Source organism: Porphyromonas sp. CAG:1061 (assembly GCF_000435035.1).
GTDB classification, from domain to species: Bacteria; Bacteroidota; Bacteroidia; order Bacteroidales; family Porphyromonadaceae; genus Porphyromonas_A; species Porphyromonas_A somerae.
The window spans coordinates 7,476-14,702 of sequence record NZ_HF988902.1; the positions used below are offsets into that span (position 1 = coordinate 7,476).

Genomic DNA, 7,227 nt, shown 5'->3' on the forward strand with positions numbered 1-7,227 from the left:
TTGGGGTGGATCCGATTAAGGGCAATGGGGAACTGGCAAAGGAAGGAATAAGCAGACTTCTGGCTAATAAACAGACAAAGGAGGAGCTGGAAAGGATTGTTCACGGCACCGTAAGGGAGCAATTTGGACTCTGGAAAGGCAAGCAAGTAAGCAAGTGGGTAGCCCTAGAGAGTGCCATACTTTTCACCTCCAACATGTACCAGCTTTGTGACATAACAATTGCTGTAAAAGCCGAAACGCCCATACGAATGAGCAGGGTACTAAAGAGAGATCCCTTTCGGAGCGAAAAAGGGTTTGAGCTACTTGAAAACCTACAGAGGGAGGAGACGACAAGACAAAATGATGAAGCGGATTGGCACATTGATAATAGTGGCAACTCCTCTATCATAAGAGAATTGGAAGTAATTTACCATCAACTTGATAATATAATTCAACATAAACAATGAAGCTAACAGACATTATTTCTATATCAGGAAAATCGGGATTGTATAAGCTGATTAATCGCACTCGAATGCCTTTCACTGCGGAAGACTTGGAAAGTGGTCGGAGAATGCCTCTCTTTGCTAGAGACAACATCGTTTCCCTAGCCGATATTTCAATTTATACCGAAGAGGGCGAGAAGCCACTAGGAGAGGTATTTGAGGAGATAAAGAGCAAGCACCCCGAGACCATAGAGAATGAATCGGAAGTACTAGGAAGCTCTAGTAACTTACGTAGCTTTATGGAGGAGGTGCTTCCAATCTACGACAAAGAGAAGGTTCACGATAGCGATATTAAGAAGCTGATAAAGTGGTATAACCTTCTTAGAAAAGCTGGCATGGAGACTTTTGTACCTAAAGAGGACCAGGACTCATCTGAGAATAAAGAATAATAATCTAAAGGAAGTCAGTCTCTAGTCGATCAGAGACTGGCTTCTTTCAGAATTAAAAACAAGGCAAGGCACAAATGGAGGAACTGAAGCACGAGTGTGGTATAGCAATGGTGAGGCTACGGAAGCCATTGACCTACTATCAAGAGAAATATGGCACGTGGAGGTATGGTCTAAATAAGATGTACCTCTTAATGGAGAAGCAACATAATAGAGGACAAGATGGAGCAGGTATCTCCTGTGTAAAACTCACTGCACCAACGGGTGAGGAGTATATGTACCGAGAAAGAGCTCTGGGAAATACAGCCATCACCGAGATTTTTGCCTCTGTAGAGCGACAAATCCAATCGTTCGGTAAGGAGAAGCAGGGAGACCCCAACTTCGCTCAGGCACACATCCCTTATGCTGCTGAATGCTATATGGGTCATCTGAGGTATGCCACACAAGGCAAGCAAGAGATACAATACGTTCACCCAATGCTTCGAAGAAGTAATTGGAGAGCAAAGAGCTTGTCACTATGTGGTAACTTCACGCTCACTAGTGTGGACGATATATTTGACTCAATCACTTCAGTAGGGCAACACCCAAGAAGCAACTCCGACACCCATATTCTGCTTGAACAACTAGGGCACCGTCTGGATAGAGAGGTAGAGCATAAGTTTAGGGAAAGTAAGGCAAAGGGACTAACAGGGATGGATATCACTCACGATATTGAATCCCGTATTGATACAACTATTCCCCTTAAAGAGTGTGCCCCTCTTTGGGACGGTGGCTATACCATGTGTGGACTCACGGGTAGTGGGGAGATGTTTATGCTCCGCGACCCTTGGGGCATTCGTCCTGCCTTTTACTACTATGATGATGAAATCGTAGTATGCGCTTCGGAGAGAGCTGTGATACAAACGGTCTTGAATGTGCCTGCAGATTCGGTTCATGAGCTAGAGCGTGGCAACGCCCTTACCATCAATAAGACGGGCTCCGAAATCAAGGTCTCTAACATACTACCTCCTAAGGAAAATAAAGCTTGTTCTTTTGAGAGGATATACTTCTCAAGAGGGTCGGACAAGGATATCTATAAGGAGCGTAAAAAACTTGGCGAGCAGCTTATTCCAGATGTGCTTAAGGCTATAGATAATGATATTGACCACTCAGTCTTTTCTTTCATACCAAATACGGCAGAGACCTGTTATTATGGCATGATTGAGGGTATGGAGCGTCACTTCAATCATTGGAAAGCGGAGGAAATACTAGCCAATCCTCAGATGACTAAAGAGGAGATATACGAGCTTCTAGACAAACGAGTTCGGGCTGAGAAAGTGGTGATCAAAGATATCAAACTCCGCACATTCATTTCGGAGGGGGCGAGTCGTACAGACTTGGCACAGCACGTCTATGATATCACCTACGACACCGTAGAAAAGGGCGTGGACAACCTGGTGGTCATTGATGACAGTGTTGTCCGTGGTACCACACTCAAGGAAAGTATTATTCGTATCCTTGACCGACTTCACCCTAAGAAGATAGTGGTGGTATCCTCAGCACCTCAGATTCGATACCCAGACCACTATGGTATTGATATGAGTAGGATGCGAGAGTTTGTTGCTTTCTTGGCGGCAATTGACCTACTTCTCGAAAGAGGTATGGCATATATTATACACGATACCTACCGCTCAATCATAGAGAGTATTCACTCACCACTGATTGAGGAGCGAAACTTTGTGAAGGATATTTATGCGCCATTTACGGTTGAAGAGATCAACACAAAGATCGTTGAGCGGCTTCGTCCTTCCGATATCAATGCCGAAGTTGAATTGGTTTTTCAGTCTCTTGAAGGGTTGCACAAGGCAATTCCGAATCACCCAGGAGATTGGTATTTCAGTGGTGACTACCCCACTCCTGGTGGCGTGAAGCTAACGAATATGGCTTACAAAGCATTTTACGAAGAAGATTTCAGGAAACAATAAAATAAGACTATGGAACGAAAAGGTATACTCCTACTAAGCGATGGTAGCAAGTACGAAGGCACGGTAATAGGGGCAGAGGTCCAAGCTAGTGGCGAGGTGGTATTCAGCACAGCGATGACTGGTTACACCGAGAGCCTCACTGACCCATCGTACTCTGGACAAATATTGGTCACCACTTATCCTGTCATAGGAAATTATGGGTTTCCCTCTGAGGAAAAAGACCCAGAGACAGGTCTTACTAAGTTTCTTGAAAGTGATAAAATACATCCAGCGGCTCTGATTATGCACGACTATACGAATGAGTATAGTCATTGGAATGCTGTTGAAAGCCTTGATAGTGCCTTAGCACGCCATGGAGTGGTAGGACTTACAGGTATTGATACAAGAGAGCTAACCATAAAGCTACGTAACAGCGGGCCACTTCTAGGCAAAGTACTTCTTGATGAAGTAAGAAAGGATAACAGCGAGTTTATTAGTACTGATGAGATCAACTTAGTAGATAAAGTCTCTACTAAGGAGGTTAAGGAATTTACCAGTTTCGGAAGTAAAAAGGTGGTATTGGTAGACTGCGGCGTAAAGGAGAATATTATTCGTCACCTGATTAAACGAGGTCTTAACGTCACACTAGTGCCATGGGACTACGACTTTACCCAGTTGCAATACGATGGGCTATTTATCAGTAATGGTCCAGGAAATCCTCTACTCTGTACCACCCTTGTAGAAAGGGTTCGAGACATTCTCAACAAGGGAGATAAGCCAGTGGCTGGTATCTGTATGGGCAACCAAATCATTGCCCAGGCCATTGGTGCTAAGGTGGCAAAGATGCCCTTCGGACATCGGTCTGTCAACCAACCTGTACAACTTTGTGGTACAAATAAATGCTATATCACTAGCCAAAATCACGGCTTTGCTGTAGATGATAGTTCGCTACCTGAGGGATGGCACACTTATTTTAGGAACCTCAATGACGGCTCTAATGAGGGGCTTATCCACGAGTCTGGGAAGTTCTTTTCCACACAATTTCACCCCGAGGCTAATGGAGGTCCAGAGGATACGGTATTCATTTTCGATCAGTTTGCCGACTTAATCAACAATGGGAAGTTGGTCTCTCCTACCTCGGAGGAAACAAAGCCAATTAATAAGTATTCCAAGATCCTTGTACTCGGCTCGGGCGCTCTAAAGATTGGAGAGGCGGGAGAGTTTGACTACTCTGGTTCGCAAGCGCTAAAGGCATTGCGAGAGGAGGGCATACACACCGTTTTGGTGAACCCCAACATTGCAACGGTACAAACCTCAAAAGGGGTAGCCGATACTGTGTACTTTCTACCTGTGACCCCCTACTTCCTTGAAAAGGTCATTGAGAAAGAACGTCCTGATGGTATACTACTCGCCTTTGGTGGGCAAACCGCTCTCAATTGTGGAGTGGCACTCTACAATAGTGGTATTTTAGAGAAGTACATCATTCAGGTAGTTGGGACTCCCGTCCAAGCCATTATGGACACGGAGGATCGTGAACTTTTTGTAAAGAAGCTGGACCAAATCAAGGTCAAGACAATCCAAAGTGAAGCTGTTGAGACTATTGAGGCAGCTCGAAAGGCAGCACTACATGTGGGATATCCCGTTATTATCCGTGCTGCCTACGCACTAGGCGGACTTGGTAGTGGCTTCTGTGACAATGAGGAAGAACTAAACGCCTTGTGTGAAAAAGCCTTCTCCTTCTCTCCTCAAGTGTTGGTGGAGAAGAGCTTACGGGGGTGGAAAGAGATTGAGTATGAGGTGGTGAGAGATAGATACGACAATTGTATCACCGTCTGCAATATGGAGAACTTTGACCCCCTTGGCATTCACACTGGGGAGAGTATAGTATTAGCTCCTTCACAGACCCTCACCAATTCTGAGCATCAAAAGCTAAGAAGTATTGCTATTCAGATCGTACGCCATATCGGCATTGTTGGTGAGTGCAATGTGCAGTATGCTTTGGATCCTGATAGCGAAGACTATAGAGTAATTGAGGTCAATGCACGTCTGAGTCGTTCGTCGGCACTCGCCTCGAAAGCAACAGGGTACCCCCTAGCATTTGTTGCAGCAAAGCTAGGCCTTGGCTACGGCCTTTTCCAGCTTAAAAATGCAGTAACTACCACGACCTCAGCCTTCTTTGAGCCAGCATTGGACTATGTAGTCTGCAAGATGCCAAGGTGGGACTTGAGTAAGTTCCATGGCGTATCTCGTGAGATCGGTAGTAGCATGAAGTCTGTAGGAGAGATCATGAGTGTTGGTCGCACGATTGAAGAGGTCATCCAAAAGGGACTTCGCATGATCGGCCAAGGGATGCATGGCTTTGTTGAGAATAAAGAGTTGGTCATTCCCGACATTCCTAAAGCTCTTAGCCAGCCTACAGATAGGCGTATATTTGTCATCAGCAAAGCTTTCAGGCTTGGATATACGGTAGAAGAGATCCATGACCTCACTAAGATTGACCTATTCTTCCTCTATAAGCTTCGAAAGATTATGGATACTGCAGAGCAACTTGAGGCTCTGTCAGGCATAGCTGAAATATCTCCTGAGCTATTGAGAAGAGCTAAAGTGCAGGGCTTCTCTGATTTCCAAATTGCAAGAGCTCTATTTGGCACGGATATAGATGATATTGAGGTAAAGCAGGCTGCCGTAAGGGAATACCGCAAAAAGCTAAACATCTTGCCTGTAGTAAGGCAAATCGACACGCTTGCTGGTGAGTACCCTGCTCAGACCAACTATCTTTATATGACCTACGACGGAAAACAGCACGATGTCACCTTTGAAAATGGTGAAAATAGCATCGTTGTGCTAGGGTCAGGAGCATATAGGATAGGTAGTTCAGTAGAATTTGACTGGTGTGGTGTTTCAGCACTGAATACGATTCGTAAAGAAGGGCTACACTCCATTATGATCAATTACAATCCAGAGACGGTTAGTACCGACTACGACCTCTCTGATCGCCTATACTTTGACGAGCTTACATTTGAGAGAGTGCAAGATATCTTAGATCTTGAACGACCACGAGGAACCATTCTATCTACCGGTGGGCAGATCCCTAATAATCTGGCGATGAAGCTAGATGCTATTCAAGCTCCAATCCTAGGCACTCAAGCAAAATATATCGACAATGCCGAAGATCGTCACAAGTTCTCAGCGATGCTGGATCGACTAGGAATAGACCAGCCAGCATGGAAAGAGCTCACCACTCTTGAGGATGTAGAGTCCTTCGTAAAAGAGGTCGGGTATCCTGTGCTGGTTCGCCCATCTTATGTACTCAGTGGAGCTGCGATGAATGTCTGCTCCAACGATGAGGAGCTAGAGCGCTTCCTAAAGCTTGCTGCAAATGTATCGCAAAAGCACCCTGTTGTGATCTCCAGCTTTATTGAAAATGCTAAGGAGATTGAGCTAGATGCCGTGGCAGATAAGGGAGAACTCATTGCCTACGCCATTAGTGAGCACATTGAGTTTGCCGGAGTCCACTCGGGAGATGCCACCATTCAATTCCCTGCTCAAAAGCTCTATATTGAGACCATCCGACGCATCAAGCGGATTGTACGGATGATTGCTCAAGAGCTACATATCTCAGGGCCATTTAATATCCAATTCCTAGCAAAGGAAAATGATATTAAAGTAATTGAGTGTAATCTAAGAGCCTCCCGAAGCTTCCCATTTGTGAGCAAGGTTTCCAACTACAATATGATTGAGTTGGCAACTAAGATAATGATTGGCTCACCATACGAAGCTCCTCTTAAGAATGCTTTCGACTTAGATCACGTTGGTATCAAAGCCTCTCAATTCTCTTTTACTAGGTTACAAAAAGCCGACCCTGTACTAGGAGTGGATATGACCTCTACTGGCGAAGTAGGATGTATCGCACGTTCTTCCGACGAAGCGATACTACAAGCAATGCTCTCTGTGGGTCATCGGATCCCTAAAAAGGGAGTACTAATGAGTACTGGTGGCGTAAAACAAAAAGTGATGCTACTAGACTCAGCTAAACTTCTAAGAGATAAAGGCTATATCATCTACGCAACAGAAGGCACCCATCGTTTCTTGATGGAAAATGGAGTGGAGAGCACATTGTGCTACTGGCCTAGCGAAGAAGGCACCCCTCAGGCTCTTGAATTACTTCATAGTGGAGATGTGGACTTGGTGATCAACATCAATAAAAACCTTACTCCTGGAGAGTTAACCAATGGTTATAAATTGCGTCGTGCCGCTATTGACCACAATATTCCGCTCATTACTAATGCCCGACTTGCTAGTGCTTACATACACTCATTCTGCACCATTGAAGAAGACAGCATTACCATCTCACCATGGTCAAGCTTTGTGCAGTGATGAACTTCACTATACGACGAAAAGGGTCTCGCCAATAGC

General features: G+C 45.0%; 4 protein-coding genes. All 4 read left to right on the top strand.

Annotation, left to right across the window (positions count from 1 at the left end; all coding sequences use genetic code 11):
- Positions 1–446: dephospho-CoA kinase (locus QVO39_RS03785; RefSeq protein WP_288171730.1), on the top strand; the 446-nt coding region annotated here is incomplete at its 5' end.
- Positions 443–871 carry a DUF5606 family protein gene (locus tag QVO39_RS03790; RefSeq protein ID WP_021903075.1) on the top strand — a complete coding sequence of 143 codons (429 nt, stop codon included), beginning with the start codon at positions 443–445 and terminating at the stop codon, positions 869–871. The genes QVO39_RS03785 and QVO39_RS03790, both read left to right, overlap by 4 nt.
- Before the next feature lie 74 nt (positions 872–945).
- Entirely contained in the window at positions 946–2,832 is a 1,887-nt protein-coding gene (locus QVO39_RS03795; RefSeq protein WP_021903076.1) for an amidophosphoribosyltransferase, read from the top strand.
- 9 nt (positions 2,833–2,841) lie between these two features.
- Entirely contained in the window at positions 2,842–7,188 is a 4,347-nt protein-coding gene (gene carB, locus QVO39_RS03800) for a carbamoyl-phosphate synthase (glutamine-hydrolyzing) large subunit (protein ID WP_021903077.1), read from the top strand.
- Positions 7,189–7,227 lie beyond the last annotated feature (39 nt).

Coding starts and splice junctions, on each gene's coding strand:
- QVO39_RS03790 (WP_021903075.1), top strand. CDS start 443: ATGAAGCTAACAGACATTATTTCTATATCAGGAAAATCGGGATTGTAT.
- QVO39_RS03795 (WP_021903076.1), top strand. CDS start 946: ATGGAGGAACTGAAGCACGAGTGTGGTATAGCAATGGTGAGGCTACGG.
- carB (WP_021903077.1), top strand. CDS start 2,842: ATGGAACGAAAAGGTATACTCCTACTAAGCGATGGTAGCAAGTACGAA.